Genomic DNA, 26,970 nt, shown 5'->3' with positions numbered 1-26,970 from the left:
CCCCCGCCGCGGCAAGCCGCGACTCCCCCGGGATATTTCCGGCCAGATGAAGCATTGGATCCGGACTTCATCTGGCTAAAAATACCTCCGCCGGAGGCATCGCGCGTAGCGCGATTCAGGTCTGCATAGCGGACTGGGCGCAGAAACAGGATGCGGCGACTGCGCGGTCGGCCCTTGCCAGGGCCAAGTCCAGCCTCTGTTTGATCTGAGGTAGCTCAATCGTATCACCGCGGGCTTTCAGGCAATCGTGCAGGCCCTTCAAACTCCAGATATTGTCCGGATGGATCGAGGCGCGACTGAGAGTTCCACCAAGGCCCAGATCTTCTCGGTAAACGGTTTCCGCCTCGGTCAAATAGCCTTGTTCGAAGAGCAGCGCGCCCAACGCGTGGCGGGTGGGTTGCATCCATCCCCAAGGCTCGTCGTAGGGCAACGTGTCGTCCAATTCGACAGATCGGCGCAGGTGGGCGAAGGCGAGATCGAAGTTTTCCTTTCGGTATTCGATCTCACCGCGCAGCATTTCGGTCGCGATCTCCAGCAGATCGATGACGCGGTTATTGTGCAATCGCCGAGCCTCGGGCACTCGGTCCTTTGCTTTAAGGAAAAGCTGCTCCTCGGCCTCGGCTTTGGGCACGTCGCCGGTCGCGGCGAAAGCAAGCGCGCGGGCGTAGTGGGTGGTTGCTGTAAGCGTGCGGTACAGGTTGGGGTCGTTGGGTAGCGCCAGCGCTTTTGCCTCTTCCCATCGGCCAAAGCGGATCAGGATGTGAGGCCCCATGGACATGTAGCTTTCAAAGAAATCCGCCATGGGCGGGCTCTCGATGCGCAACATCTCTTCGGGGGTCGTGTCCCAGATACCCTGGTTGGCCCGCAGGGCCGGTTCGATCTGACCCAGAAACATCGCGCCATAGATGGTGAAATGATAGTCGTGCTGGCGGTAGCCTGTGTAGATGTTGAACGCCCCTTCACGCTCATAGTATTTCAGGTCCGCTTCCGAGGCTTTCTGGTTCCAATGCACCACGTTCTGATAGTGGCCGCAGAGGATATCTATATGCGTCGGCATATGCACAAGGTGGCCTGCATCCGGGACCAGAGTGCGCAGGATATCGCCCGCTTTGAGGGCCTTTTCGGGGGTTGGGGACATCTCCATCAGGTGAACGTACAGGTGCAGAAGGCCGGGGTGAGACATGGCGTCGGTGTCGTTCTGCATAGCCCATTCCAGCGCCTCTTGCGCCTCAAGCGTGGCGGCCCCGTCGGCGGGTTGACCAGTTGACAGGTCCCACATTTGCCACGGCGTCAGGTTGAGCAGCGCCTCAACATAGATTGTACGCAGGTCCAGGTGATTTGGCTGAGCTTTGAAGGCCGCGCGCATAGCGTCGGCAAAATCATAGTCCCAATCATGCATGCCCTCGGTCGTGTCGCGCTGCGGATACCGGGACGGCAGGGCGTGGATCAGAGCCTTTTCAACTTCGGTACAGCTATCGGTTAGGCTCAGCGCCTTTTGCGTGGCGTCAAAGGCTTTGGTCAGGGCTTTTTGCCGTCCCCGGTCATCTTGCAAATCCCACGGCAGGTTGTAGTTCGGGCCAGCCGCGTAGGCGACGCCCCAATGCGCCATGGCACAGTTTGGGTCATGTTCGGCGGCTTTTTCAAAGCAGGCGACGGCCTCATCATGGTTGTAGCCATAGGTCCAGACCAGCCCTCGGTCAAACCAGAGTTGGGCTTCAGCGGATGCTGTAGAAACAGGGCAGGAATAGGTGCCCAGATCGTAGTACTCGCTCATAACTGACCCTCCGCCATGTTTGTCGGGACAGCGTAGCGCGTTTGATCCGGGCTGAAAATCCTCAGGCGAGCAGTCTGTTTTCGATGCGCCCCATGTGGATCATTAGGCCAAAGGCCAGGATACACATGGTCAGAATGCCGGTGGTCAAAGGCACTATTGAGCCGTCGAACAGCAGCCCGACCGGAGCGGCAATGGCCGCGGCGAGCACGGTCGAGACCGAGCCGATGACAGAGGCCGCCATGCCGGCAATATGCCCCATCGGCTCCATCGCGATGGCGTTCAGGTTGCCCATGGTGACACCCGCCATGAAGAAAACGGTGGTTTGCCAGGCAACGAACAGGCCAAACGAGGCGTCGGGCGACAGCGGGAAGGAATTGGTCACGATCACCAGCGCCGTGATGCCAATCTGCGCCCCGAGCGCCCATGTTACCATGCGGCGCATGCCGACGCGCACCACGAGGGCCGCATTCAACACACTGGCCGATCCGGACATCAGGGCGACGAACCCGAACCAGAACGGAAAGCTCTCGGCCCGGTCGTGGATGACGTCATAGACGGGCTGAACCATGGTCAGCATGGTGAACAATATCCCCATGCACAGCGTTTGCACCATGATCGACAGACGCACGGTTGGATGGGCGAACATCTCTTTCGTTGCGGCGACCATCAGTGGAAGGCGGAAGGGGCGACGGTTTTCTACGGCCAGCGACTCGGGAAGGCGGGTTCCCATCCAGACGCAGACGATCAGCGCGAACAGAATGAAGGACATAAAGATACCGCGCCAGCCGAACAGGGCGATCACTCCGGCCCCCAACATGGGCGCCACGGCGGGTACAAGCGTGAACAGCAGCATCGCGATCGAAATGATGCGCGCCATGATCCGGCCCGAGTACAAATCGCGGATGACTGCCATAGCCACAACCCGTGGACCCGCAGCACCCAGCCCCTGCGCCACACGGGCAGCCAGAACGAGTTCAAGCGAGAAACTGGCCCAAGCTACGGCCGAGGCCGCAATATAGAGCGCAACACCGCCATAGATGACCGGTTTGCGGCCAAACGCATCCGACAGAGGGCCGGTAAAGAACGTGCCAATCCCCATCCCAAGCACGAAAGACGTCAGAATCAGCTGTGCGCGATTGACGTCATCCGGGCTGAGCTGCGCGCCGATCTCGGGCAGGGCGGGCAGCATCGAGTCGATCGAAAAGGCGATGGTCGAGAACATCATTGCGATCAGCGCAATGAACTCTCCACGAGACATGCGGTTGGTCATGGGGACTCCTTACCTGATCGCGCTATCACGGCAGATCAGGTTGCGCCAGACCGGAATTTCGCACAGACCTCTGTGCTTCTATGCAGAGGAAGCCTCAAGTTGAGACATGATTTCTCCGATCACTTTCTCCCACATTTCAGGAGGTTGCGCGCCCGGAACGGCATGCTGATTGGCAACAATGAAGGTCGGGACCGAGCTGACGCCCATCTCACGTGAGTGGGTGTCGCGGTTGCGGATATCCTCGCGGTCGGCGTCGGATTTGAGCAGTTTCATCACCACTGCCGCGTCCATACCAGCGCTGTCAGCGATGTCGGACAGGACCTCTGGGTCGCCGATATCACGCGCTTGAACGAAGTAAGCGTCGAACAGAGCATCGACAACGGCGTTCTGCTTGCCCTCGATCCCAGCCCAGTGGATTAGGCGATGCGCGTCCAGAGTGTTTGGTGTGCGCTTCATCCCCTCAAAGTCGATTTTGAGGCCCGCATTTTCGGCATGTTCGACCACGGGCGCATAGGCGCGCACCGCACCGTCCTTGCCGCCGAATTTCCGTTCCAGATATTCGCGCCGATCCATGCCGGCATCGGGCATGTCGGGGTTCAGCTGGAATGGGTGCCACTCGATCACAAACGGATGGTCCGGCAGTTTTGCCAAAGCTTTGTCCAGATGGGTTTTGCCGATGTAGCACCACGGGCAGATCGGATCGGACAGGATATCAAGCTTGACGGTCTGGGTGTCTGTTTGGCTCATGGGGTGGACGCCTTGAAATAGGCCGGCAACGCGCGGCGCAGGAGTTTGCCGTTGCCGCCGGTTGGCAACTCGGGAAGGTGAACGAAGGCGCGCGGCTGTTTATAGTGCGCCAGATTGGCTTGGACATAGGCGTGCAGAGCGTCTTCGTCCAGTCTATCGGGGCCGGAGTAGAAGGCCGCTATCACAAATGTGTCCTGTTTAACCTCGACGGCTGCGGCCCCGACCTGAGTGATGCCGGGATAGCGGGACAGGACGGATTCGACCTCAACCGGCGAGACGCGGTAGCCGCCTGCGTTCATCATGTCATCGTCGCGCCCCAGATAGGTGATCTGCCCATCGACGGCCATGGCGCCTTGATCGCCGGTCAGGAACCAGTCGCCTTGCAGTCGGTCGGCCGCCTCGTCGGGTGCGTTCAGATAGGTCAGCATCAGGCCGGGGTCGGAGCGGTGAATGGCGATGGTCCCCTCGGTCCCTTGCGGCACGGGTCCCTCCGGCCCGAGGATCGCGACTCGGCGGCCCGGTTGCGGCTGTCCGAGGGCATCCCCGCGCGCAGGATGGGTCGGGCTCGACGAGACAAAGGTTGAACATTCGGACATGCCGAACGCTTCGTAGAGCTCCGTTCCGGTGGCCGTTTCCCACTGGGCATGCAGCGACCGAGACAGCTTTTCCCCGGCGCATAGGCCGTGGCGCAAATCGGGCAGCTCAATCCGATCCGTACCGGACAGCATCTTGCGGAAAACACCCGGTGCCGCAGCAAAGATCGTCGCGCGGTTTTGGCGCAGCATTTGCGGTAATTGAGACATATCGGTGCCGGGTTCAGGGATCAGGGCCGAAGCGCCGATCGTCCACGGATCCATTAGGCCGGTGCCCAGCGTATAGGTCCAATTGAACGCACCCGCGTGGCACAGGCGGTCCTTTTCAGTCAGCCCGTACCAGCCATCGACCATCATCTGACGCGCCCAAATCGCACGATGAGCATGGGCGACTGCGCGGGGCTTGCCGGAGGTCCCCGAGGTATAGACCACATAGGCCAGACGCTCGGGGTCGCCCATATCGAACGATGCGGGCGGTAGGTCATGCATGGCGATCAGGTCGTCCAGATGGATCTGACGTGGATGATGGGCGCAATCCACCAAAGGGTCGCGCAAGATGGCGGCGGGCGAAAGCTCCGCGATGATCCGCGCGGTTTCCGGCTCGGTCAGTTGCGATGAGGTCGGAACAGGAACGATACCGACGGCGATGGCCCCAAGATAGGCGATCGGAAACTCGACGGTGTTTCCAAGACGCATCAGCACGATGTCCCCGGGGTGCAGTCCGGCCTGCAACAGGCCCTGACCCGTTCCCAGAACGGCGGCTTTCAATGCGCGATAGCTCCAGTTTTCGGACCCGTTTTGGCGCAACACGGACAGGGCCGTTTTATCGGTCAACGCATCCGCCTTGCCCAACACATGAGCGGCCAGATTGAACGGGGTCGGGCAGGGCGTCGGTGGCCCCTGATCGAAGATTGACAGCATGGCAACTGGCTAACCCGGCCCATGGCGCGTTGCAAGCGCGGCTTGTGCGCCCTATAGACGATGGCATGAGTACCCAAGATCCCAAATCCCTGATCCGCATTGCCCGCGATGCAGGCGAACACACGGAACCCGAGCCTTTGGACCTGGGCGCCCGCGTGCGCGAATTGCGCAAGGCGCGCAACTGGACGCTGGAGCAGGCGGCCTCGCAGGCCGGTCTGGCGCGTTCTACGCTCAGCAAGATCGAAAATGGCCAGATGTCGCCCACGTACGATGCGCTGAAAAAGCTGGCCATCGGGTTGGAGATCTCGGTGCCTCAGCTCTTCACCCCGCCGCAGCGTGAGCAGGTGATTGGCCGTATGGCCGTGACCCGGTCTGGCGAAGGGGCTGCACATGCCACCGCCACATATGAACATGAGTTGCTGGCCGAAACCCTGACCAAAAAGCAGATGCTACCCTATCGCGCCCGCGTCCGCGCCCGTTCGATGGATGAGTTCGAAGGTTGGGTGCGTCACGACGGGGAGGAGTTTATGTACGTCCTGACCGGCGTCGTGCGGTTGTACACCGAGTTCTACGAACCAGTGGAGATGCGCCGGGGCGACAGCGCCTATTACGACGGCAGCATGGGGCATAATGTGATTTCGGTCAGCGATGAGGATGCGACCATCCTCTGGGTGACGTCACTGGCCTAGGATCAGTTCAATTCGCGGTTCAGCGATTCCGTGAACAGAAAATCCTCGACCTCTTCGTGAGCTTCATTGACGGTCAGGTGATGGCGTTCGGCCAGATAGGCTTCGAACTGTTTGCGATCCTTGCCAACGCGCGGCATGTCCTGGTCCCTCAGGTTGGGAAAACGGCGTTTCGCGCGGGCGTAGCACGCGTTCCAGTCTTGTGTCAGATCGGTCCAGTTCAGCATCTGCGAGCTTTCCTTCTTCGGGTTTCAGGACGGCTCTCCCCTACGAGTAGGGTACGGAGGAGTTAACGTTGCGTAAGACATGACAAGATGTCGCACCCCTGGCCTGATCAGAATTATGCCGATCAGAGTCAGGTTTGCGCGGCGGGTCTGGTGCAAAATCCGGTGAAACGCCCATATATAGGGGGCCTTTGTGCTATGAACCCATGATTTTGTTCATCGCAGAATGTGCCAGTTTTTGCCGATCATCGCGTGCATAAGGTGTTAGGTCCGGTGCGCTACACCCTATGCGCGTGGTTCTACTGAGCGTACCACCAGACCTCGGGCAGGTATTGCGGGCCATCGCCGTAGATCGGCAGAGTTTCGGGGTATTTCAGCGCACTGACATGGGCGATGCGGCCGACGTCGAAGCTCCAGATCGGGATCACGTATCGGCCAGCCGTCAGAACGCGGTCGAGGGCGCGGGTGGCGGCCACGAAATCCTCGCGGCTTTCCGAAGCCAGCATGGAGTCGATCATCCCGTCAACAGCGGGTGAGGAGACGCCCATCAGGTTGCGCGTGCCCGGTGCATCAGCGGACTCGCTGCCCCAATAGAGGCGCTGTTCATTGCCTGGTGACAGTGACAGGGCACGGCGGAACGGGGTCATATCGAAATCTAGCTCAGATACCCGCCCGGTATATTGCGCATTGTCGACACGCTCAGTCGTGACCTGAATGCCCAGACGTTCCAACGCACGGGTGTAGATCTCGACCGCTGTCTGCATCTCACCATCGCCTTGTTGCAGCAGAACGGTGATCTGAAACGGCTCACCCGCTGCATTGCGCAGCACGCCGTCCTGAATGGTCCAGCCAGCCTCGGCCAACAGTTTTGCCGCCTTACGCAGGTTCGCGCGGTTTCGGGCCGAGCCGTCGCCCTCGGGTGGGGCGTAGCCTTCAAGCGTTCCGGGGATCAGGTCTGCGCTATAGGGCGCCAACAGGTCCGCAACGCGCCCCGTCGCGGGTCCCGGTTGCATCGCCAGATCAGAGCCCGAGAAATAGGATGAGATCCGCGACTGCGCACCGCCGGTGATCGTGTCGTTGATGAATTCGAAGTTGAAGGCCAGCATCAGGGCTTCACGCACGCGCCAGTCGTCGAACGGAGCTTTGCGGGTGTTCATCACCAGCCCGGTCATGCCCGAGGGCTTACCATGCGGGATCTCGGTCTTGATCACATCGCCACGTTGAACGGCGGGGAAGCTGTACTGCGTGTCCCATTTGTCGGCGTTGAACTCACGCACGGCGGAAAGCTCTCCGGCTTTGAAGGCTTCGAACAGAACGGTGGCATCGCCGTAGAATTCAATCCGGATGTCATCGAAATTCATCGTGCCTTGGCGAAACGGAACATCAGCGCCCCAATAGTCCGGATTTCGACGCAGGTTCACGTAGCGACCGGCCTCGTAATCTTCGACCACATAGGGTCCGCTTCCGACAGGAACGTCGTGCAGCTGCGCGTCGGCAAAATCCTTCCCCTCCCATTGAGCTTTCTGAAGGATCGGGCGCAGCCCCACGATCAATGCAAGTTCGCGGTCAGCCTCGTTGAAGCTGATCCGGACCGAGCGCGGACCGGTCTGTTCGATACTGTCGATCTTGGACCAGAGACCGCGATAGCGCAGATGCCCTTCGGTCCCGAGGGTCTGGAAAGACCAGATCACATCGTCAACTGTGACCGGGGTGCCATCGGAGAATCGAGCCTCTTCCCGGAGGGTGAATTCCACCCATGACCGGTCTGGTGCAGTCTCAACCGATTCGGCTAACAGCCCGTAAAGAGTGAAAGGTTCATCCCAGGAGCGGCCCATCAGGCTCTCGTGGGTCCAAAATCTTAACTGCCACGGAGGGGTGCCTTTTTGCACAAACGGGTTCAAACTGTTAAAGCCGCCGGTATTTCCGAAAACGACTTTGCCGCCTTTGGGTGCCTCTGGGTTCGCATAGGGTAGAGACACAAAATCCGGTGGTAAGGCCGGGTCGCCATACATAGCTATGCCATGAGTCGATTCTGCCTGTGCCAGTGAGGACGCAAAAAGCAGGGCGATTCCCGCTGCCAAACCACGAAGCGGGTGTGAAAAATACGGGCTCATTTTGGAAACAATCCTGCTCTGGCCTTATTTTGTTGGGATTCATCGTAGCGATGATTTTTCTTGTTTTCAAACTTTTAGCTTGGACGAAAGCGCAGAATTGCTTATAAAGGTCTCACTGCTCGATAGGTTTCTTGCCTGTATGAAACCTGCCTCAATAACTTAACGCCCGCTTCGTGCGGGCGTTTTTTTTTGCAGATTTGCAGCCACTCATTCTGCAGTTCCCCGTTTTCTTTGCAGGTGCAGCATGGCACTCTGCGTTTCAGGTGAACTCAGAGGGAATGCAGTCATGAGCCTTTCGGGAAAAACGGCAATCATCACGGGATCAAATTCGGGCATCGGTCTGGGCATCGCGCGCGAACTGGCGAAGGCCGGGGCGGACGTGGTTTTGAACTCGTTCACGGATCGGGATGAAGATCACGCTTTGGCCGAAGAGATTTCGAAAGAGACCGGTACGAGCGCGCGCTATATTCAGGCCGATATGTCCAAAGGGGATGAATGTCGCGCCCTGATCGAGAAGGCGGGCTCCTGCGATATTCTGGTGAACAATGCGGGTATTCAGCACGTGTCGCCAATTGACCAGTTCCCGATCGACAAATGGGACGCGATCATTGCGATCAACATGAACTCGGCCTTCCACACGACCGCCGCCGCCTTGCCGTTGATGCGCGCGAGCGGGTGGGGGCGCGTGGTGAATATCGCCTCGGCCCATGGTTTGACGGCCTCTCCGTTCAAAGCGGCTTATGCGGCGGCCAAGCATGGTGTTGTTGGCATGACCAAGGCCGTCGCATTGGAAACCGCGCAAGAGCCGATCACCTGCAATGCGGTTTGTCCGGGCTATGTGCTGACCCCTCTGGTCGAAGCGCAAATCCCTGACACGATGAAGGAATACAACATGAGCCGTGAGGACGTGATCAAGAACGTCATGCTGGAGCGGCAACCGTCCAAGGAGTTCGCCACGGTCGAGCAATTGGGCGGGACGGTACAGTTCCTCTGCTCGGATGCAGCGGCGCAGATCACTGGTACGACGATCTCGGTCGATGGGGGCTGGACGGCTTTGTGAGGTTTCATGGGGGCTCTGCCCCCAAACCCCCGAGGTATTGTTGGCCAGATGAAGAGGCGGAACCATGAAACGGATCAATCTGGCTTTGCAGGGCGGTGGGGCGCATGGGGCGTTCACCTGGGGTGTTCTCGACCGGCTTTTGGATGAAGAGGATATCGAGGTCGCGGCGATCACCGGAACTTCAGCCGGGGCATTGAACGGGGCTGCGTTCAAGTCAGGCATGGTTGCAAATGGGCGCGAGGGCGCGCGGGCGCGGCTGGACGGATTGTGGAAACGCATGGGGGCCCTTGGTGATATGCGTATTGCCAACTGGTTCAGGGGGCTTGAGCCTGCGAGCATTGCGCAGGCGATGGAGTATTCGCTGCCTTACTCCATTGGCGATGCTTGGTCGCGGATGGTGTCGCCCTATGCTTATGGTCCATTCTATTCGAACCCTCTGGAATCCGTGGTGGACCGGTTCAACTTTGATGAGGTTTGCGCTGATCAGGGGCCACGTCTGTTTGTGTGCGCCACCTGTGTGCGCAGCGGCAAGATCCGCGTGTTCACGGGCGATGAGATCTCGACAAATGCGATTTTGGCTTCGGCCTGTTTGCCGACGCTGTTCAAAGCGGTCGAGATTTATGATACCAAGACCGACAGGACTGAGGCCTATTGGGATGGCGGCTATACCGGCAACCCGGCGCTGTACCCGTTGTTCGAGGACGACCTGCCGGATGATGTGGTGATCGTGAATATCAACCCTCTGGAACGGGACGAGTTGCCGGTTACGCCGCAGCAAATCCAGAACCGGATCAATGAGATCAGCTTTAACTCATCCCTGTTCCGCGAGCTGCGGGCGATTAATTTTGTTCAGCGACTGCTGGAAGAAGGCAAGCTGAAAGCCGGTGAGATGAGCCGCGTTTTGGTCCACATGATTGCGGATAATGAGCTGATGAACAGCTTGTCTGTGGCGACCAAAACGGTGCCCAATCCGGTGATCCTGCACAAGTTGAAGCACGCGGGCCGCGACGCGGCAGATGGGTTTCTGGCGCGCCACAAGGATGATCTTGGACAGCACAGTACCGTCGATCTGCCCGCGATGTTTGGCTGATTACTCTGGCGGCTGCGTCGGGTCTTTTTCGTTGGGATAGACCAGACCGGCCGAGATTACGAGCTTTGCGGCCTCTTCTATCGACATGTCCAGCAGGATCACATCTTCTTCCGGGAAGAACAGCAGAAAGCCGGAAGTTGGGTTGGGCGTTGTCGGGATGAAGATGCTCAGGAGGTTGCCGCCTGTTTCCGCGCGATTGCTAACCTCACCCCTTGCTGTGGTCGAAACGAACCCGATGGCCCAGATGCCACGGCGTGGATATTGCACCAGGCAGGCTTTCTCGAAGGAGCGCTCGGTTTGCGCAAATACCGTCTCCGAGATCTGTTTGATCCCGGAATAGATCGAACGGACGATGGGCATCCGATCGACGAGGCTCTCGGTGAACGAGATGAAGGACCGGCCCAAGATACCTTTAGCAACCCAGCCGACCAGAATGGTGAACACCAGGAAGATGATGACCCCGACGCCGCGCAGGTTGATTCCCACATATTCCTCAGGGCGGAACTGCTGTGGCACCAGCGGCAACACAGCGCTGTCGATCCAGCCCACGACGGACCAGATCAGCCAGATTGTCAGCCAGACTGGCGCAATAACAACGATGCCCGTCAGAAAAGAACCGCGCAGGCGCGAGAACAGGCCGGGGCGGCGGTGGGGCTCTTCGTCAAACGGTGTGTTCATTACAGGTCCGAGTGGTTTGCAAAACTACCTAAGCAGTCCGATGCGCCGGTGCAATAGGGCAGGTTTACGCGCCGTTTACCAGTGCCTTAGCAATATTCGCCGCCAATCGTGCGTTGTTGCGTACCAAGGCGATGTTCGCGGTGAGTGAACGGCCCTCGGTCTTTTCAAAGATCCGCTGCAGTAGGTAGGGTGTGACGGCCTTGCCGGTGATCCGATGGGCATCGGCATCTGCTTGGGCTGCAGCGATGATCGGGGCCACTTCCTCGGCCGGGATCTGGTCTGCGGTTGGGATTGGGTTCGCGACCAGCTGACCGCCCGGTAGGCCCAGCGCGCGGCGCGTCGCATGAGCCTTGGCGATGGCGTCGGCACTGTCCATGCGCAGCGGTGCGGCATATGGGGATTGCGCGGACCAGAAGGCGGGAAACGTGTCCTGACCATAGGCGATGACCGGAACGCCCAGCGTTTCCAGCACTTCCAGCGTTTTGGCGAGATCGAGGATCGCTTTGGCACCCGCTGCCACGACCGTCACAGGGGTTTGGCCCAGCTCATGCAGGTCGGCTGAGATATCAAACGTGGTCTCGGCCCCCTGATGGACGCCACCGATCCCGCCGGTCGCAAACACCTCGATCCCCGCATATTGCGCGGCGATCATTGTTGCGGCCACGGTTGTGGCTCCGGTCCCGCCGGTCGAGATGCACGCCGCCATATCCGCGCGTGAGATTTTCGCAACACCCTGAGCCTGGCCCAACGCCTGCAACTGGTCGGGTTCAAGGCCCACATGCAGTACGCCTTCGATCACAGCCATGGTGGCTGGCACAGCTCCGGCATCGCGGATGTCCTGTTCCACCTGCGCGGCGACCTCAACGTTCTGAGGGTAGGGCATGCCGTGGGTAATGATGGTGCTTTCAAGCGCCACGATGGGGTGGCCTGCGTCTTTCGCGGCGCGGACCTCGGCAGAGTAGTGGATAGGGATCACAGCGGAGTTTCTCCTGAAACGTAGGTTGCAGCGGCGTGGAGCGCGCGGGTCAATGCCGTTTGCGCATCGGCGCCGTCTGATTCTGAAGCGATATGAGCGGCCATGAATGTGTCGCCCGCGCCGGTCACGCGAGTTACAAGCACAGACGGAGGTGTCTGGGTCAGAACGCCCGAGGCCGAGCCAACGGTGGCCGAATTGCCGCCATCGGTGACGAGAACGCGCAGCGCGCCCCGGTCCAGCAGGCCTTTGGCGGCGGATTCGGAATCGGTGAACTCGCGCTGACACAGCAGGCCAGCCTCCTCGAGGTTCACATAGAGCGTCGCGCGGGCATGTTTTAGGAAGGGCAGCAGTCGCTCGGCTTTGCCGGGTGAGGCGGGTGCAACCCGTAGGTCCGCCTTGGCGAAGGCGGGGCTTTGGGCGATTTCTTCCAAAAGGTCCAGCGTTAGGTTGCCGTCTAGCGCTATGGGCCCTTCAAACGGCGTGTTCTCATAGCCCAGCGGCCCGTGCATCAACGGACGCAGGATTTTCGCCCCCGAAGCCTCAAGCGAGTGGGCGTCAGCGATGGCCGCGATCAGACCGTTGGCCCCTTCGACCGCCATGTAGCGATCGGTCGGCAGGTCTTGCGAGCGGTAGATATGGTCGGTGACCATGCCGAGCCGGGCGCAAGCGTGGACCAGCTCGTCACCCTCCGGGTCGCGGCCAATGGCAGTCAGCAGGGTTGGGGTCATGCCAAACCGCACAAGCGTCATGGCGATGTTCATGGCGACGCCGCCGGGCAGGCGCGTGATCCGCCCCGGCACGTCCGATCCTTGCCGCATGGCACTGGCTGAGCGTCCGATCACGTCCCACAGGACCGAGCCGATACACAGGATTTCACTGTTCTGAGTCATGGTGTTGTCATGCCGCAGCACCGAGGGCCGTGCAAGTCAGAACGTCAGCGGTAACAGAGATAAGGCCTCTGTGATCTCGCCCGCGGTCGTTTCGACTTGCGATCCGACGCGTTCGGCGGGACACTCGACCTGTATGATTGATGATTTTATTGATGAGCGTCGCAGATGAACGGTATTTTCCGTTTTCTCCTGATTTTACCTGTCTTTCTGGTGCTTTCGGCGTGGCCCGCGAAGGCTCAGACCACTCCGACGATTGTCGAGTTCTGGACGAAAGCAGACACTCTGTTCCTTGAGGTCACGCTGAATGCCGAGATGTTCGTGGCCGGGATCGACCCAGAAGCCCGCCCGGATTTCGCCGATGACGCGCGGTACAGAGAGTTGCGCCGGCGGGTCTCCTCAGAGCTGGAGCCTGAGGTTCGGTCGTTTGTCAAAGACTGGGCCGAGACGCTGAGGGTCGAACTCGCAGGCCCGGTCCGGCTGTCCTATGAGGGCGTGCGCATTCCCATTGTCGGTGATCCTGATACTCCGCGTTTGTCAAAGCTGCTGCTGGCTGCGCCGCTGCCGGAAGGCGCGTCCAGTCTGCGCCTGACATGGCCCGAGGGGCATGGGCCTGCCGTCGTTAAACAACAGCGTGTCGACGCACCCTACACGGGCTATCTGGTCGCCGGAGAGGTCAGCCCTCTAATCCCGTTGCAAGGCGGTGCCGCGCTCGGCCCGCAACAGGTGCTGCAGGTGTTTCTGCCAAAGGGGCTCTCTCGCATCCTGCCGTATGGCTATCACGAGATTGCCCTTGTGCTGTCGCTGGTCTTTTTGACCCTCAGCCTGCGTCCGTTGTTGGCGCAGATGTTGTTTGTGTCCCTCGGGCTGATCTTCGGTCTGGCGGTTTCGGTCTACGGCGCGGTTGCTTTGCCGTTTGCCTCTCAAGCGCTTACGGCTGCAACGCTTTTGTTGGCGCTGTGGAATTTGGTTCTCAGGCGTCTGACCGTTTTCCGCTTGCTCGCTGTTTTTGGTGCCGGATTGTTGTGTGGGATCGCGCTAAACACCTCGCTGGCGACGATTGGAGTCCCACCGGATCATTTGCCACCCGCGATATTCGGCTATGCGGGCGGGGTGCTGGTGGCGCTTTACGCCATAGCCGCCGCGTGTTTTGCGATTTCAACGCTGATTGCCGGAGCGTCTGAGAGGATGCGAGGCCGGATATCGGTTCTGGCCTCGATCCTGATTGCGGGAATTTCCGTCTATTGGTTGGCCGAGCCGCTGATACTCAGCTAGCCATATGGGACAACAGGTCGTTCAGTGCTGCCGACGGGTCCTCGGCCGACCAGATTTCATCACCGATGCCGAAGAAATCCGTATGCGGTGACAGGCTGCGGATCAGGTCTGGGGTCAACCCGCCCTCGGCCACGACCGGAACCTCTATCATTTCCGACCACCATTGGAACAGATCCTTTTCGGCAAGAGTGCCGTCGCCCAATGACGATGCTCCGACCGGGCCGAAGGCGACATAGTCAACGCCTGCTTCGCCAGCCGTCATGCCGTCATGGCTGGAGGCCCCACAAAAGCTGCCGACAATCGCATCTGTGCCGAGCTCCTTTCGCGCAGCCCGGACCGAGCGCGCTGCATCGTCCAGATGCACGCCGTCCAGCCCCAGCCGTTGCGCCAGTAGAACGTGGTTCGAGATCACGATGGCCACGTCCCGCGCATGGGCAACCTCGCGGCAGGCATCTGCGGCGCGGGCGATCGTGTCCTCGTCGCTGCCAGCCAAGGCCAGCCGGATGCAGGCAATCTCGGTCCCGTCCAGAACCCGCGCCAATTGGTCGGGGAAGGTACTAAGCGTGATGGTCGGCGGTGTGATCAGATAGATCTGAGGCTGCTCGGGGGTGTCCATTAGCGCGTCCTTCGCTTTCATTCTTTGGCGCGGTTTAGCGGATTGAGTGGGGGAAGCAAACTTTTATGCCTGCCGAGCGGGTATTTGGGAACAGAAGAAGAGGATCGGGTTGCCCTGATGAGGCTGGGTGATTAGAGCAGGCGGAACTTTCGGAGACAGCCATGCCTAGTGACACCTCTCAGCCTTCCTTTGTGCTCGTGCGCCCGCAAATGGGCGAAAACATCGGGGCCGCCGCGCGGGCGATGTGGAATTTCGGGCTGGACCGGATGCGGATCGTGGCCCCTCGGGACGGGTGGCCGAACCCTAAGGCGGTGGCGATGTCCAGCGGCGCTGGTCGGCTTCTGGATGAAGCGCAACTGTTTGAAGATCTGGCTGGGTCGCTGTCTGACACAACCTTCGTGTTTGCGACCACCGCACGGCAACGCGGGTTGACCAAGCCCGTCTACAGCCCGGAACGCGCCATGCAGATCGCGGCTGAAAAGGTTGCTGCGGGCGAAAAGGTGGCGGTTCTCTTTGGCCCCGAACGCGCCGGGCTTGAGAATGAGGATATCGCCAAGGCCAATGCCATCATCTCCGTGCCCGTGAACCCGGAATATGCCTCGCTTAACCTTGGGCAATGCGTGCTGCTGACCGCCTATGAATGGATGCGTCAGACCGGTGATGTGGTGCATGAGGCCACCGATCTGGGCAAGGGCGACTGGGCGACCGGGATCGAGGTCGAGAAGCTGGTCGAACACTATGAAGATCGGCTGGAAGAGGCTGGTTTCTTCTACCCGCCGGAAAAGGCCGAAGGCATGAAAACCAATCTGCGCAACCTGTGGTCGCGGATGCGGATGACGCGGGCGGATGTGCAGATGTTGCACGGTGTCATGCGTCAGATGGTCCGTTGGAAAGACAAAGGGTAAGGCTGGACCTTGCCCCTCACTGGCCCTAGCTTGCGACAAAATCCAGGACATATGAGGACAGCATGAGCGCCAAGCGCAGCATCTTCGAAGAAGTCTCAGACACCGAAAAACAACAAGCCGTTCAACCCGGTATGATCGACAAGGGCCGGGGCGGGGCACGCAGGGCGATCCGGGCGTGGCTGATGATCCTGTTCGCTCTGGTCGTTGTGATGATCGCCGTGGGTGGCCTGACGCGCCTGACCGATAGCGGGTTGTCGATCACCGAATGGCGTCCGATCACTGGGGCCATTCCGCCGATGACCGAGGCCGACTGGCAATCCGAATTCAACAAATACAAGGAAATCGACCAGTGGCGCATCCAGAACCAGTGGATGGAGCTGGATGATTTCAAATTCATCTACTGGTGGGAATGGGGCCACCGCCAACTGGGCCGCTTGATTGGTCTTGTCTGGGCGATTGGCTTCTTTTGCTTCTTGATCGCGCGCAAAATCCCGACGGGTTGGACCGGCAAACTGCTGATCCCCGGTGCCTTGGGTGGCGTTCAGGGTGCGGTCGGCTGGTGGATGGTCGCCTCGGGTGTGACGCAAGGCGAAGGGATGACGGCCGTTGCCAGCTATCGTCTGGCGACGCATCTGGGCTTGGCCTTCGTGATCCTTGGGTTCCTTGCATGGTATATCTTTGAGCTGGGCCGGGACGAGCGTGACCTGATGCAGGCGCGCCGCGCGAAAGAGGCGAAGCTGTACTCGCTCTCGACCGGCCTCCTGCATTTCACCTTTTTACAAATACTCATCGGTGCGCTTGTGGCCGGGATCGACGCTGGGCGGTCCTACACCGATTGGCCCCTGATCGGTGGGCAGCTATTGCCGCCAGATGCTACCATGCTGGAGCCGATGTGGCGCAACTTCTTCGAAAGCCCCGGACTGGTGCAGTTCATCCACCGTTGCGCGGGCTATCTGCTTTTCATCTTCGCCATCATCGTCTGGCGTCGGGGGCAGGGCAGCGCCCATCCACAGACCCGTTTCGCCTTCAACACAGCCTTTGCAGCCCTGTCTCTGCAGGTGGTGGTCGGGATCGTCACGGTCGTCTACGCAGCCCCTTGGCAGATCGCCATTTTCCACCAATTCATGGCCGTCGTGGTCTGGACCCTGATCCTGCGTGCGCGGTTCCTGAGCGGCTATCCCATTGCAACCTCAATCCGTGGAGCGTGACCCGATGAGCGCCTTTGACGACCTGATGGCCTTTCAACGTGAAACCTCGGCCCTTGGTCAGATTGCCGGCCGGCTTGGCTGGGATCAGGAAACCATGATGCCGCGCGGAGCTGCTCCGCAACGGGCCGAGGAAATGGCCGCGATCGAGGCCGTTTTGCACGCCCGCAAATCCGACCCGCGCGTGGCCGAATGGCTGGACCAGGCCGACACGACCGATCCTTCGGGCAAGGCCCAGTTGCGTGAGATCCGCCGGTCCTATGAGCGCACCATCAAAGTCCCCGCCGATCTGGCCAAGGCGCTTGCTCGGGTCACCTCTGCCGCGCAAGGCAAATGGGCGCAGGCGCGCGCGGATGAGGACGTCTCGGCCTTCCTGCCCGTGCTGGAAGAAGTCGTCGCGCTGAAACGCGAGGAAGGGGCCGCGCTGGCACAAGGTGGTGACGTCTACGACGCTATGGTCGAGGACTATGAGCCCTATACGACCGGAGCTCAGATTGCCGAGATCTTCGATCAGATGCGCCCCCGCTTGGTGGCACTGCGGGCGGCGGTTCTGGATCGACCCTCCCCAAAGGCTCTGGATGGCTCGTTCGACGAAACCGAACAGATGCGCCTGTCGCAAAAACTGGCGCGTGCCTTCGGCTATGATCTAAACCGAGGCCGGGTCGACAAGGCTGTGCATCCATTCAGCTCGGGCAGTGGCTCGGACGTGCGGATCACGACCCGAACCAGCGCGACTGACCCGTTCAACTGCTTTTACTCAACTATTCATGAGGTCGGCCACGCCGCCTATGAACAGGGTATAAACCCCGACTACGCGCTGACGCCTCTGGGACAGGGCGTGTCGATGGGCGTGCATGAAAGCCAAAGCCGGATTTATGAAAACCAGCTTGGCCGCTCGCGCGCCTTCACCGGATGGCTGTTCACCCAGATGCGCGACGCCTTCGGAGATTTCGGGATCGCGGATGCCGACGCCTTCTACGCGACTGTGAACCACGTCCAGAACGGTTATATCCGGACCGAGGCGGATGAGGTGCAATACAACCTGCACATCATGCTGCGCTTTGATCTGGAGCGCGCGTTGATGGCTGGGGAACTGCAGGTCTCGGACCTTGAGGCCGCGTGGAACGACCGCTTCAAGGCAGTTTTCGGTTATGGGGTCGACAAGCCCTCGAATGGGTGTTTGCAGGATGTCCACTGGTCCGTGGGTCTGTTCGGCTATTTCCCGACCTACTCGCTGGGCAACGTCTATGCCGGGTGTCTCTATCAGGCGCTGCGCGGCGCCGTGCCTGGGCTGGACGATCAACTAGCCCAGGGTGATACCTCGGGCGCGACCACGTGGTTGCGCGAGAATGTCCAGCAATATGGCGGACTCTACGCCCCGCGTGAGGTCATCCAGCGTGCAAGTGGTGTTGAACCGGGGCCGGACCCGCTGCTGAGTTATCTTGAGCAGAAATTCGGCGCGCTCTACGGGCTGTAACCCGGGCCACTCACGTTGCCGTGTGCCCGCGTGGTATTCCGCGCGGGAGTGGCTAGGGTAGGGCATCTGACCCCGGCGGAGACGACTGTGCCCTTCACATCTTTGGTAAAACCCCGGCTGGCCGAAATTATCACCAGCCGAGGTCTGCAAAACGCGCGTCGTGGCCTGCACGAACTTGGTCGTAGGGCGCGTGGTGCGCGACGCGAGGTTCACTATTTTCACGATGCGTCAGACCCGTATTGCGCGCTGACGGCGCAGGTTTTGCCAGCATTTGAGGCGCGCTATGACATTGCGCTACGCCCGCATTTGATCTCAGGCCCGCCAGCCGAGGCGGTTCCTGATCCGAAAGCGCATCGCGAGAACGCGCTCAAAGATGCAACGCGCTTGGCCCAAAAGCTAGGTTTGGAAGCGCCGAAGGCGGATAGTGTGACGCCAGAGGTCAACGCTGGTCTGGCGGCCCATCTTGGAGAGTCGGATTTCGCCCAACATCTCAAAGCCATCAGCTCCGCCCAATGGGCCGGGCGGGACTTACCTGCGGGCAAACAGATTGATCCCACCGCTGCCATGCACGCCGGGGATCAGGCGTTGCGGGCCATGGGGCACTACCTCGGTGGCACGTTTTACTATGGCGGCGAATGGTACTGGGGTGTGGATCGGCTGCACTATCTTGAAGACAGGTTGCAAAATGCCGGGCTGGGCACAGGCCCCCTTCTGGTGCCACCCCCAGAGCCGGTGTTCGACGGCCATGCCGCCACCCCGAAAACTCTGGAGTTCTTTTTCTCCTTCCGCAGCCCTTTTTCCTATCTGGCTTTTGACCGGGTCCAGCACTTGGCAGAACAATGCAACGCGGAACTGATCCTGAGCCCTGTTTTGCCAATGCTGATGCGCGGCCTGCCAGTGCCCAAGGCGAAATCCCGATACATCCTGCAGGATTGCTCGCGTGAGGCGCGGCGGCTGGGTATCCCGTTTGGCCGCATCTGTGATCCTTTGGGCGCCGGGGTCGAGCGCGGCTATGCCTTGTTCGATTACGCCGAATCCGAAGGTCGGATGGCAGTGTTTTGCTCTACCTTCATGCGCTCAGTCTGGTCGGAAGGCGTAGACGCGGCCAGCGACAAGGGCCTCTCTCAAATCGTCAAAGCCGCCGGTCTGAATTGGCCCACGGCACGCGATGAGCTGAAATCACAGATTTGGCGTCGGCGGGTTGAGCAGAACCAAAACAGGCTGCAAGACGTTGGCCTTTGGGGTGTTCCCAGCTTCCACGTCGACGGTCAGAGCATTTGGGGTCAGGATCGGCTCTGGGCTGTGGCTGATCTATTGGGCACTGAATCAAAACAGGCGCTGCCCGGGTCCAGTTAGCGCCTGTTTCATGTGCTCTAGCCGAAAGATTATTCTTCGGCCTCGTCCTCATCGCCCTGATCGGCGATCCAGGCGACGCTGACGACCTCTTCTCCTTTGCCGGTGTTGAATACCCGCACACCGCCGGCGCTGCGGGACCGGAAGGAAATTCCATCGACCGGCACGCGGATTGACTGACCTTTTGAAGTGGCCAGCATGATCTGGTCATCAATCTCGACCGGGAACGAGGCGACAAGTTCGCCGCCGCGCATCGCCTTGTCCATTGCCGCAACGCCCATGCCGCCACGTCCGCGGACGGGGTAGTCGTGGCTGGAGCTCAGCTTGCCTGCACCGCCCGCTGTGATGGTCAGGATCAGGTTCTCCGCAGCCGACATCTCGGCATAGCGCTCCTGAGGCAAGACGCTGTCGGCATTGCCTTCTTCCTCATCGCCCTCGGCCTCATCAGTGACGCCCGCCATCAGACGGCGCATCTTGAGGTAGGCGGCACGCTCATCCGAGGTCGCATCGAAATGGCGGATGACAGACATCGAAACCACTTCGTCATTGCCGGAGAGGCGCACGCCGCGCACACCGACCGAAGAGCGGCTGTTGAACACTCGCACATCTGTCGTCGGGAAGCGGATCGCACGGCCGGATTTGGTGACCAGCATCACATCATCCTCTTCCGAGCAGATGCGCGCGTTGATCAGCTTCGTCTCGGCATGCTCATCCTCGAACTTCATGGCGATCTTGCCGTTGCGCTTCACATTGGTGAAGTCCGACAGGCGGTTACGCCGTACGGTGCCCGCGCTTGTGGCGAAGACGACCTGAAGGTTTTCCCATTCCTCGTCCGGAACGTCGACCGGCATGATCGCCGCGATGGAGACTCCGGTCGGGATCGGCAGGATGTTGACGATCGCCTTGCCCTTGCCGGTACGCCCTGATTGCGGCAGGCGCCAAGTCTTCAGCTTGTAGACCATCCCGTCGGTCGTGAAAAACAGCAGCTGCGTATGCGTGTTGGCCACGAAGAGGGTGGTAACCACGTCCTCTTCCTTGGTCTGCATCCCCGACAGGCCCTTGCCACCACGCTTCTGCGCCCGGAAATCGGCCAGCGGAGTACGCTTGATATAGCCGCCCGAGGTGACGGTCACGACCATGTCTTCCCGCTCGATCAGGTCCTCGTCTTCCATGTCGCCGGACCAGTCGACGATCTCGGTGCGACGGGGCACGGCGAACTGATCTCGTACTTCGCGCAGCTCATCGCCGATGATCGACATGATGCGTTCGCGCGAGGAGAGGATATCCAGGTATTCCTTAATCTTGGCAGCCAGTTGCTCCAGCTCGTCCGTGACTTCTTTGACGCCCAGTTGGGTCAGGCGCTGCAGGCGCAATTCGAGGATCGCACGGGCCTGAACCTCGGTCAGGTTATAGGTGCCGTCGTCGTTCATCTTGGACAGAGGATCGTCGATCAGGCGCAGATAGCCTTCGATCTCGGCGGCGGGCCAGCGTCGGGTCATCAGTTTCTCGCGTGCCTCAGCCGCGTCTGCCGACGAACGGATGGTGGCAACCACTTCGTCCACATTCGAGACGGCCACGGCCAAACCACACAAGATATGGCTACGCTCGCGCGCTTTACGCAGATCGTATGCGGTGCGGCGGGCTACCACATCCTCGCGGAAGTCGATGAAGGATGTCAGGAACCGGCGCAGGGTCAGCTGCTCGGGCCGACCACCATTCAGGGCCAGCATGTTGCAGCCAAACGACGTCTGCATTGGCGAGAAACGATAAAGCTGGTTCAATACCACCTCAGGTGTCGCGTCGCGCTTCAACTCGACCACCACACGCACACCGTTGCGGTCGGATTCGTCCTGCACATGCGCCACGCCTTCGATGCGCTTTTCGCGCACCGCTTCGGCAATCTTTTCGATCATCGAGGCTTTGTTCACCTGATACGGTATCTCATCCACGACAATGGCGTAGCGATCCTTGCGCAGTTCCTCGACACGGGTCTTGGCACGGATGATGACGCTGCCACGGCCTTCCAAGTAGGCTTTGCGCGCACCGGAACGACCCAGCATCACACCGCCAGTCGGGAAGTCGGGGCCGGGGACGTATTCGATCAGCTGCTCGGAGGTCAGGTCCGGGTCGTCGATCAGAGCCAGAGTGGCGTCGACCACTTCGCCCAGATTGTGCGGAGGGATATTCGTGGCCATACCCACGGCGATACCGCCAGCACCATTGACCAGCATGTTCGGGAAGCGGGCGGGCAGGACGGTGGGCTCTTTGTCTTTGCCGTCGTAGTTGTCCTGAAAATCGACCGTCTCTTTTTCGATATCGGCCAGCAGGGCGGCGGCGGGCTTGTCCATCCGCACTTCGGTGTAACGCATGGCCGCCGGGTTATCGCCGTCCATCGAGCCGAAGTTGCCCTGACCATCCAGCAGCGGCAAAGACATCGAGAAATCCTGCGCCATCCGCACCAGCGCGTCATAGATCGCGCTATCGCCGTGTGGGTGGTATTTACCCATCACATCGCCGACCGGACGGGCCGATTTGCGATACGCCTTTTCATGCGTGTTACCCGTCTCGTGCATGGCGTACAAAATCCGCCGATGCACGGGTTTCAGGCCATCGCGCAGATCTGGGATCGCGCGGGAAACGATGACCGACATGGCATAGTCCAGATAGGACGTGCGCATCTCGGATTCGATGGAGACCGTCGGGCCGTCATAGACAGGGCGCTCGGGCGGGGTTTCATCCATGTTTTCAGGTGTTTCTGGCGTATCGCTCACGTAAACTGCTCGTTTCTTGTGCAGACTCTATATTTTGTGGTTCTACTCTATCAGACCCAGCACATAAGGTGCAAGCAAGCAACGAATCCGCGCGTGAAAATCCAAAGTAACACTCGGGTAACATCTTGTTATCCAACTGTTAGGTGGTTTTGCTGCTATCATGGAGAGACCCTGAATGAAATCGGAGGTCTGAATGCAGCAAAGCGAAACCGAATTGATGCTGAAGGGATACGGTCTGACGACGGCGGAATTCTTCTACCATATGCCTGACTATATCCATGTCCTGAACACGTTCATCTGGCAGGAATATGATCTGGCGCCAGATCATCCAAAACTGTTCGAATTTATCGACTTTTGGCAGCGAGAGATTGAGGGGCCTTTGCACTCGGTCAAGTTCACCCACCGCAAGATGATCGCGCCGGGGGAATGGCGCAATATGGTGGGTGAGTTCCGCGTGAACTGACGCCTTATCCCGCCCGCCACGCGTAGACCGAACACCCGGTTGAGCCCGAGCTGGTGAAGCTGTTGCCATCTTCAGCCAGACGACCGCGCCATTGAACTGTGATGCCAGGGAAATAGTCGGTGCCGCTGATCTGTTGGTCATTCACGTAGATCACCGTGTTGGCTTTTTGACCCAACGAGTCGGTGAGGCTTCCGGTGTATTTGTTGCCTCCGGCATGAGAGTAGCGCACTGTTCCGGTCACTTTCACGACCACCGCGCAGGTGGCCTTGAACTGCCAGGTGCCAGCCATAGAAAGGCTGGTGGATACCGACGGCGCAGGGGACGGTGTGGGGGATGGAGCAGCGACCACTTTGCAGATCGTGCCGCTTTTGCCCTGCAACTCTTCCAATGCGTGCTGAGTTCCCAAATCATCCGCCCCCAATTGCGACGCGCTCGCTTCACGGTAGCGCGCAAAGGCCTGACGGGTGCGCGGTCCGGCGACACCATCTGCGCCGCCTGCACTGCAGCCCAGCGCGTTCAAGGCCGATTGCGTGGCGCGCATCACTTCGCGCGAATCTGAAATAATCGGGGTGTCTGGGGCTTCGGGGGCCGGAGTACGCTCTGTCTCGATTGGCAGCTCAACCGAGGCAAGGCTGTCGCGCAATTGCAGAGCCACCTCGTAGGAGTAGTTCTCGGACCGATCCTCATACTTCTCAAGAAATGCGTCCAGTGCGGTCACCGTTCCGACCGAGCGCGCAAGCTCTAGATCGGCGCGCATGTCATCTGTCGGGGGCGTTGGTGCGGTCCGCGGGACCGTTGCGACAGCTGGGGTGAAATAGAATTCTCCCAACAGTTCATCATAGTAGGCGGGGATCTGCGTATGCTGAACGGTGCGGGACAGATCACGCACCTCGCGCCGCAGGTCTGAGACCATGCTGCGCAGCTCAAGACCGGGTTCTGACAGACGCGGCAGCAATGCGCGGGTGAAGACCGAGTTCTTCGCGGGTTCATCATCGCTCAGGCGGTCCAGCGCCATCTGGCCAGCCCCGGCGGAGAAGATCACGAACATACCCTCAGGCGCGTTGATGCGGCCCAAGCCACGCGTACGCCCTACGCTGCGCCCCGATACGGTTTCAAACGGATTGTCGCGGCAGGCGTCAATAATGGCGATTGAGGTGCGCGCGCCGGTGGCACGGACGCGGTCTAGCAGGTTCGACAGGGCGATGGATTCGGACTTCACGAAATCGGTCTCGCCGGACGAGGGCGCGACAATATCGGTGGGCAGCAGGTAATTCTCTCCGTCAATCTCGACGCCGTGACCGGCAAAGAACACAAAAGCGGTATCGCCAGCCTCAAGCCGAGCCGTAAAGTCGGCGATTTTCTGGTTCATGCCGCGCCGGTCGAGGTTGAGACCTTGGATAGTTTCAAAACCCAGATTTTCCAGCTTGTCGGAAACAGCCTCGGCATCGGCGACGGCTTTCTTCAAATCAACGACCGAGTTGTACTGATCATTGCCGATCACCAGCGCCAAACGCTCTTGCGCCCAAAGCGGGGCGGCGAAACATGCAAACAGAAAAAACAGAAACTTGTTCATCTCAACAACCCAAACTGGAATGATCCTGTTACATCTATATCGGAAAACCGCCGCGTCCCTCAGTGATTTGGATTACTTTGGCTGTACCAGTCGAATAAGAGGCGGTTTTCAGGTCATGCGACGGAAAAAAGACGCAATATGATTGCGCTAACATTGGACATGACCTTAGGTGCAGGTTAAGGACAACTCATGGTTTCACGCGTCATTCCCGTCGATCCGTTCGATCTGGTCATTTTCGGCGGCACCGGGGATCTTGCGCAGCGCAAGATCCTGCCCGCTTTGTTTCGCAGATTCTGCGCGGGGCAGTGGCCCGAAAGCGCGCGCATCATTGCGGTTGCACGCAGTGAGCTTTCGGCGGATGCGTTCCGGATCCTCGTGGCCGAGTCGTTGCGGAGCTATGCGCCCAGGCGGTCGGGTGAGGTTGAAAATCTCCAAGGTTTCCTGCAGCGCCTCGACTATGTTCGGCTGGATGCGCTCTCAACCGGCGGGTGGGATGAGCTGGCAGGCAAACTGACCCCGGACCGGGTGCGGGCTTTCTATTTCTCGGTCGGTCCCAGCCTGTTTGCCCCTCTGGCCGAACGTATCCGCGCGCATGCGCTTGCAACCGAGGATACAAGGATCGTGGTAGAGAAACCCTTTGGCCACGATCTAGATAGCGCACGGGATTTGAACGCTACGCTGGCGGCGCATTTCGACGAAGGGCAGATCTATCGGATCGACCACTATCTGGGGAAAGAAACCGTCCAAAACCTGATGGCCGTGCGGTTTGGCAACATGCTGTTCGAGCCGCTTTGGAACAGCCAGTATGTGGATCACATCCAGATCACCGTGGCCGAAACGGTCGGTGTCAAAGGGCGCGAAGACTATTACGAGCGCGCCGGAGCCATGCGCGACATGGTGCAGAACCACCTGATGCAACTGCTGTGCCTGATCGCGATGGAGCCGCCCGCAAAATTCGATCCGGACGCTGTACGCGACGAAAAGCTCAAGGTCATCCGCGCGCTTGATCCGGTTGAGCCGCACCACATTGTACGCGGGCAGTTCGCCGCCGAGGCTGATGGGGCGGGCTATCGTGAAGTTGTCGGAAATCCCCGCTCGACTACGGAAAGCTACGTGGCCTTGAAGGCGCATATCAGCAACTGGCGATGGGCCGGGACGCCGTTCTACCTGCGCACCGGCAAGCAGCTGGTGGCGCGCTCCTCGGTGATCAACGTGCAGTTCAAGGATGCACCGCATTCGATCTTTGGAGAGGCGGCGGGGCGACACGCCAATGCCTTATCTATCCGGTTGCAACCGAATGAGGGGATCACCCTGAAGGTGACAATCAAGGAACCGGGGCAAGGTGGAATGCGTTTGATCGACGTCCCGCTCGACATGAGCTTTGCCGAGGCGCTCGGGCCGGAAAATCAAGACCCGCCCGATGCCTATGAACGCCTGATCATGGACGTGATCCGGGGCAACCAGACCCTGTTCATGCGTGGTGATGAGGTCGAGGCCGCCTGGGCCTGGACCGATCCGATCATCGCCGGATGGCAGGCGCGGGGCGATGTCCCCAAACCCTATGACAGTGGCAGCACAGGGCCGGGCGACGCCGAGCTGCTGATGAAACGAGACGGTCGCCACTGGCAAGGAATCAAGCCATGAATATTCAGGAATATGCCGACCGCGACATGTTGGCGATCGACGTGGCCAACGCATTGGCCGGAGAATTGGAGGCCGCGTTGTTGCATGACGACACGGTGGCCCTTGCAGTGCCGGGCGGAACGACTCCGGGGCCGGTTTTCGATGTCCTCTGCGCTGCAGATCTCGATTGGGCGCGGATACGCGTGCTGCCGACCGACGAACGCTGTGTACCTGCCGACAGTGACCGCTCGAACGAGCGTCTGATCCGCGAACGTCTTCTGACCAACCGTGCCTCGGTGGCGCAATATGTACCTCTCTATGTCCCTGGGGTCGCTCCTGAGGACGCACTGCCTGAGATCGAGTCATTGATCGCACCAGTGCTGCCTTTGTCGGTGCTGGTGTTGGGGATGGGTGGTGATATGCACACCGCCTCGCTGTTTCCGGGAATGCAGGGGCTGGCCGAAGCGTTGGACAGCAACGCGCCGACGCTGGCTGTGGCGCGGACGGATGTGCAGCCGGAACCGCGTATCACCCTGACGGCTCCGGTCCTAGATGGGGCCTTGTCGAAACATCTGATCATCTTCAGCGCCGAGAAGCGGGAAGCGCTGGAGAAGGCCATGTCTCTGCCGCCCGAAGAGGCGCCGATCGCGGCCGTTCTGGGCGGCATGACCGTGCATTGGGCGGAGTGA

Annotated in this window: 23 protein-coding genes; 11 read left to right on the top strand and 12 right to left on the bottom strand. The window is 60.0% G+C overall.

What is annotated here, in order from left to right; all coding sequences use genetic code 11:
* Window positions 1-115: 115 nt before the first annotated feature.
* The 4 genes from ACR0KL_RS01625 to ACR0KL_RS01610 form a co-directional block, all read right to left on the bottom strand.
* The gene (locus tag ACR0KL_RS01625; protein WP_170676169.1) at window positions 116-1,774 is read right to left on the bottom strand and encodes a tetratricopeptide repeat protein; all 1,659 of its coding nucleotides are present in this window, start codon (window positions 1,772-1,774) and stop codon (window positions 116-118) included.
* 61 nt (window positions 1,775-1,835) lie between these two features.
* Window positions 1,836-3,044: a multidrug effflux MFS transporter gene (locus tag ACR0KL_RS01620; RefSeq protein WP_170676168.1), complete on the bottom strand. Its 1,209-nt coding sequence runs from the start codon at window positions 3,042-3,044 to the stop codon at window positions 1,836-1,838.
* A 78-nt stretch (window positions 3,045-3,122) separates the two neighbouring features.
* Window positions 3,123-3,791, bottom strand: coding sequence for a DsbA family oxidoreductase (locus ACR0KL_RS01615; RefSeq protein WP_170373847.1), 669 nt, complete (start codon window positions 3,789-3,791; stop codon window positions 3,123-3,125).
* Complete coding sequence (locus tag ACR0KL_RS01610; protein ID WP_480776580.1) at window positions 3,788-5,305, bottom strand: class I adenylate-forming enzyme family protein; 1,518 nt, start codon at window positions 5,303-5,305, stop codon at window positions 3,788-3,790. Before ACR0KL_RS01610 ends, ACR0KL_RS01615 begins: the two co-directional genes overlap by 4 nt.
* Before the next feature lie 65 nt (window positions 5,306-5,370).
* Here ACR0KL_RS01610 and ACR0KL_RS01605 point away from each other — a divergent pair, with 65 nt between their 5' ends.
* On the top strand, window positions 5,371-5,994 hold the full coding sequence (locus tag ACR0KL_RS01605) for a helix-turn-helix domain-containing protein (RefSeq protein ID WP_170373845.1): 624 nt from the start codon (window positions 5,371-5,373) through the stop codon (window positions 5,992-5,994).
* Between the two features lie 2 nt (window positions 5,995-5,996).
* Here ACR0KL_RS01605 and ACR0KL_RS01600 read toward each other — a convergent pair whose 3' ends face one another.
* Both ACR0KL_RS01600 and ACR0KL_RS01595 read right to left on the bottom strand, forming a co-directional pair.
* Window positions 5,997-6,218 carry a hypothetical protein gene (locus ACR0KL_RS01600; protein ID WP_170458509.1) on the bottom strand — a complete coding sequence of 74 codons (222 nt, stop codon included), beginning with the start codon at window positions 6,216-6,218 and terminating at the stop codon, window positions 5,997-5,999.
* Between the two features lie 296 nt (window positions 6,219-6,514).
* Window positions 6,515-8,329 carry an extracellular solute-binding protein gene (locus tag ACR0KL_RS01595; protein WP_170676166.1) on the bottom strand — a complete coding sequence of 605 codons (1,815 nt, stop codon included), beginning with the start codon at window positions 8,327-8,329 and terminating at the stop codon, window positions 6,515-6,517.
* A gap of 286 nt (window positions 8,330-8,615) precedes the next feature.
* Here ACR0KL_RS01595 and ACR0KL_RS01590 point away from each other — a divergent pair, with 286 nt between their 5' ends.
* Both ACR0KL_RS01590 and ACR0KL_RS01585 read left to right on the top strand, forming a co-directional pair.
* On the top strand, window positions 8,616-9,389 hold the full coding sequence (locus ACR0KL_RS01590; protein WP_480776579.1) for a 3-hydroxybutyrate dehydrogenase: 774 nt from the start codon (window positions 8,616-8,618) through the stop codon (window positions 9,387-9,389).
* 64 nt (window positions 9,390-9,453) lie between these two features.
* Window positions 9,454-10,479, top strand: coding sequence for a patatin-like phospholipase family protein (locus ACR0KL_RS01585; protein WP_170676164.1), 1,026 nt, complete (start codon window positions 9,454-9,456; stop codon window positions 10,477-10,479).
* On the opposite strand, the gene ACR0KL_RS01580 is transcribed toward ACR0KL_RS01585, so the two are convergent.
* From ACR0KL_RS01580 to ACR0KL_RS01570, 3 genes are all read right to left on the bottom strand, one after another.
* Window positions 10,480-11,157, bottom strand: a complete 678-nt coding sequence (locus ACR0KL_RS01580) for a DUF502 domain-containing protein (protein ID WP_170373840.1) — start codon at window positions 11,155-11,157, stop codon at window positions 10,480-10,482. It abuts the gene before it with no gap.
* A 64-nt stretch (window positions 11,158-11,221) separates the two neighbouring features.
* On the bottom strand, window positions 11,222-12,133 hold the full coding sequence (locus ACR0KL_RS01575) for a pseudouridine-5'-phosphate glycosidase (protein ID WP_480776578.1): 912 nt from the start codon (window positions 12,131-12,133) through the stop codon (window positions 11,222-11,224).
* On the bottom strand, window positions 12,130-13,023 hold the full coding sequence (locus ACR0KL_RS01570; RefSeq protein ID WP_170466701.1) for a PfkB family carbohydrate kinase: 894 nt from the start codon (window positions 13,021-13,023) through the stop codon (window positions 12,130-12,132). The genes ACR0KL_RS01575 and ACR0KL_RS01570 overlap by 4 nt, the downstream gene beginning before the upstream one ends.
* A 165-nt stretch (window positions 13,024-13,188) precedes the next feature.
* On the opposite strand from ACR0KL_RS01570, the gene ACR0KL_RS01565 reads away from it, so the two are divergent.
* Window positions 13,189-14,295, top strand: a complete 1,107-nt coding sequence (locus ACR0KL_RS01565; RefSeq protein ID WP_170676162.1) for a HupE/UreJ family protein — start codon at window positions 13,189-13,191, stop codon at window positions 14,293-14,295.
* Here the strand turns inward: ACR0KL_RS01565 and ACR0KL_RS01560 are convergent.
* Complete coding sequence (locus ACR0KL_RS01560) at window positions 14,288-14,911, bottom strand: thiamine phosphate synthase (protein ID WP_170676161.1); 624 nt, start codon at window positions 14,909-14,911, stop codon at window positions 14,288-14,290. The genes ACR0KL_RS01565 and ACR0KL_RS01560 overlap by 8 nt on opposite strands.
* 161 nt (window positions 14,912-15,072) lie before the next feature.
* Here ACR0KL_RS01560 and ACR0KL_RS01555 point away from each other — a divergent pair, with 161 nt between their 5' ends.
* From ACR0KL_RS01555 to ACR0KL_RS01540, 4 genes are all read left to right on the top strand, one after another.
* Window positions 15,073-15,816: an RNA methyltransferase gene (locus ACR0KL_RS01555; RefSeq protein WP_480776577.1), complete on the top strand. Its 744-nt coding sequence runs from the start codon at window positions 15,073-15,075 to the stop codon at window positions 15,814-15,816.
* Window positions 15,817-15,878: 62 nt separating this feature from the next.
* Complete coding sequence (gene ctaA / locus ACR0KL_RS01550; protein WP_480776576.1) at window positions 15,879-17,024, top strand: heme A synthase; 1,146 nt, start codon at window positions 15,879-15,881, stop codon at window positions 17,022-17,024.
* 4 nt (window positions 17,025-17,028) lie between these two features.
* Complete coding sequence (locus tag ACR0KL_RS01545) at window positions 17,029-18,498, top strand: carboxypeptidase M32 (RefSeq protein ID WP_480776575.1); 1,470 nt, start codon at window positions 17,029-17,031, stop codon at window positions 18,496-18,498.
* An 87-nt stretch (window positions 18,499-18,585) separates the two neighbouring features.
* Complete coding sequence (locus ACR0KL_RS01540; RefSeq protein WP_480776574.1) at window positions 18,586-19,854, top strand: DsbA family protein; 1,269 nt, start codon at window positions 18,586-18,588, stop codon at window positions 19,852-19,854.
* 29 nt (window positions 19,855-19,883) lie between these two features.
* Here the strand turns inward: ACR0KL_RS01540 and gyrA are convergent, their stop codons facing one another.
* The gene (gyrA, locus tag ACR0KL_RS01535; RefSeq protein WP_170676157.1) at window positions 19,884-22,622 is read right to left on the bottom strand and encodes a DNA gyrase subunit A; all 2,739 of its coding nucleotides are present in this window, start codon (window positions 22,620-22,622) and stop codon (window positions 19,884-19,886) included.
* A 193-nt stretch (window positions 22,623-22,815) separates the two neighbouring features.
* Here gyrA and ACR0KL_RS01530 point away from each other — a divergent pair, with 193 nt between their 5' ends.
* Complete coding sequence (locus ACR0KL_RS01530) at window positions 22,816-23,085, top strand: usg protein (protein WP_170373832.1); 270 nt, start codon at window positions 22,816-22,818, stop codon at window positions 23,083-23,085.
* Window positions 23,086-23,089: 4 nt separating this feature from the next.
* Here ACR0KL_RS01530 and ACR0KL_RS01525 read toward each other — a convergent pair whose 3' ends face one another.
* On the bottom strand, window positions 23,090-24,658 hold the full coding sequence (locus tag ACR0KL_RS01525; protein WP_170676156.1) for a caspase family protein: 1,569 nt from the start codon (window positions 24,656-24,658) through the stop codon (window positions 23,090-23,092).
* Window positions 24,659-24,847: 189 nt separating this feature from the next.
* Here ACR0KL_RS01525 and zwf point away from each other — a divergent pair, with 189 nt between their 5' ends.
* Together zwf and pgl are read left to right on the top strand one after the other, a co-directional pair.
* Complete coding sequence (gene zwf, locus ACR0KL_RS01520) at window positions 24,848-26,302, top strand: glucose-6-phosphate dehydrogenase (RefSeq protein WP_170676155.1); 1,455 nt, start codon at window positions 24,848-24,850, stop codon at window positions 26,300-26,302.
* A complete protein-coding gene (pgl, locus tag ACR0KL_RS01515) occupies window positions 26,299-26,970 on the top strand; it encodes a 6-phosphogluconolactonase (RefSeq protein WP_480776573.1) in 672 nt (223 codons plus the stop codon). Before zwf ends, pgl begins: the two co-directional genes overlap by 4 nt.

Source organism: Ruegeria sp. C8 (assembly GCF_056537565.1).
Note: the sequence above shows the minus strand (reverse complement) of the source record. Positions and strands in the feature narration are given on the sequence as shown.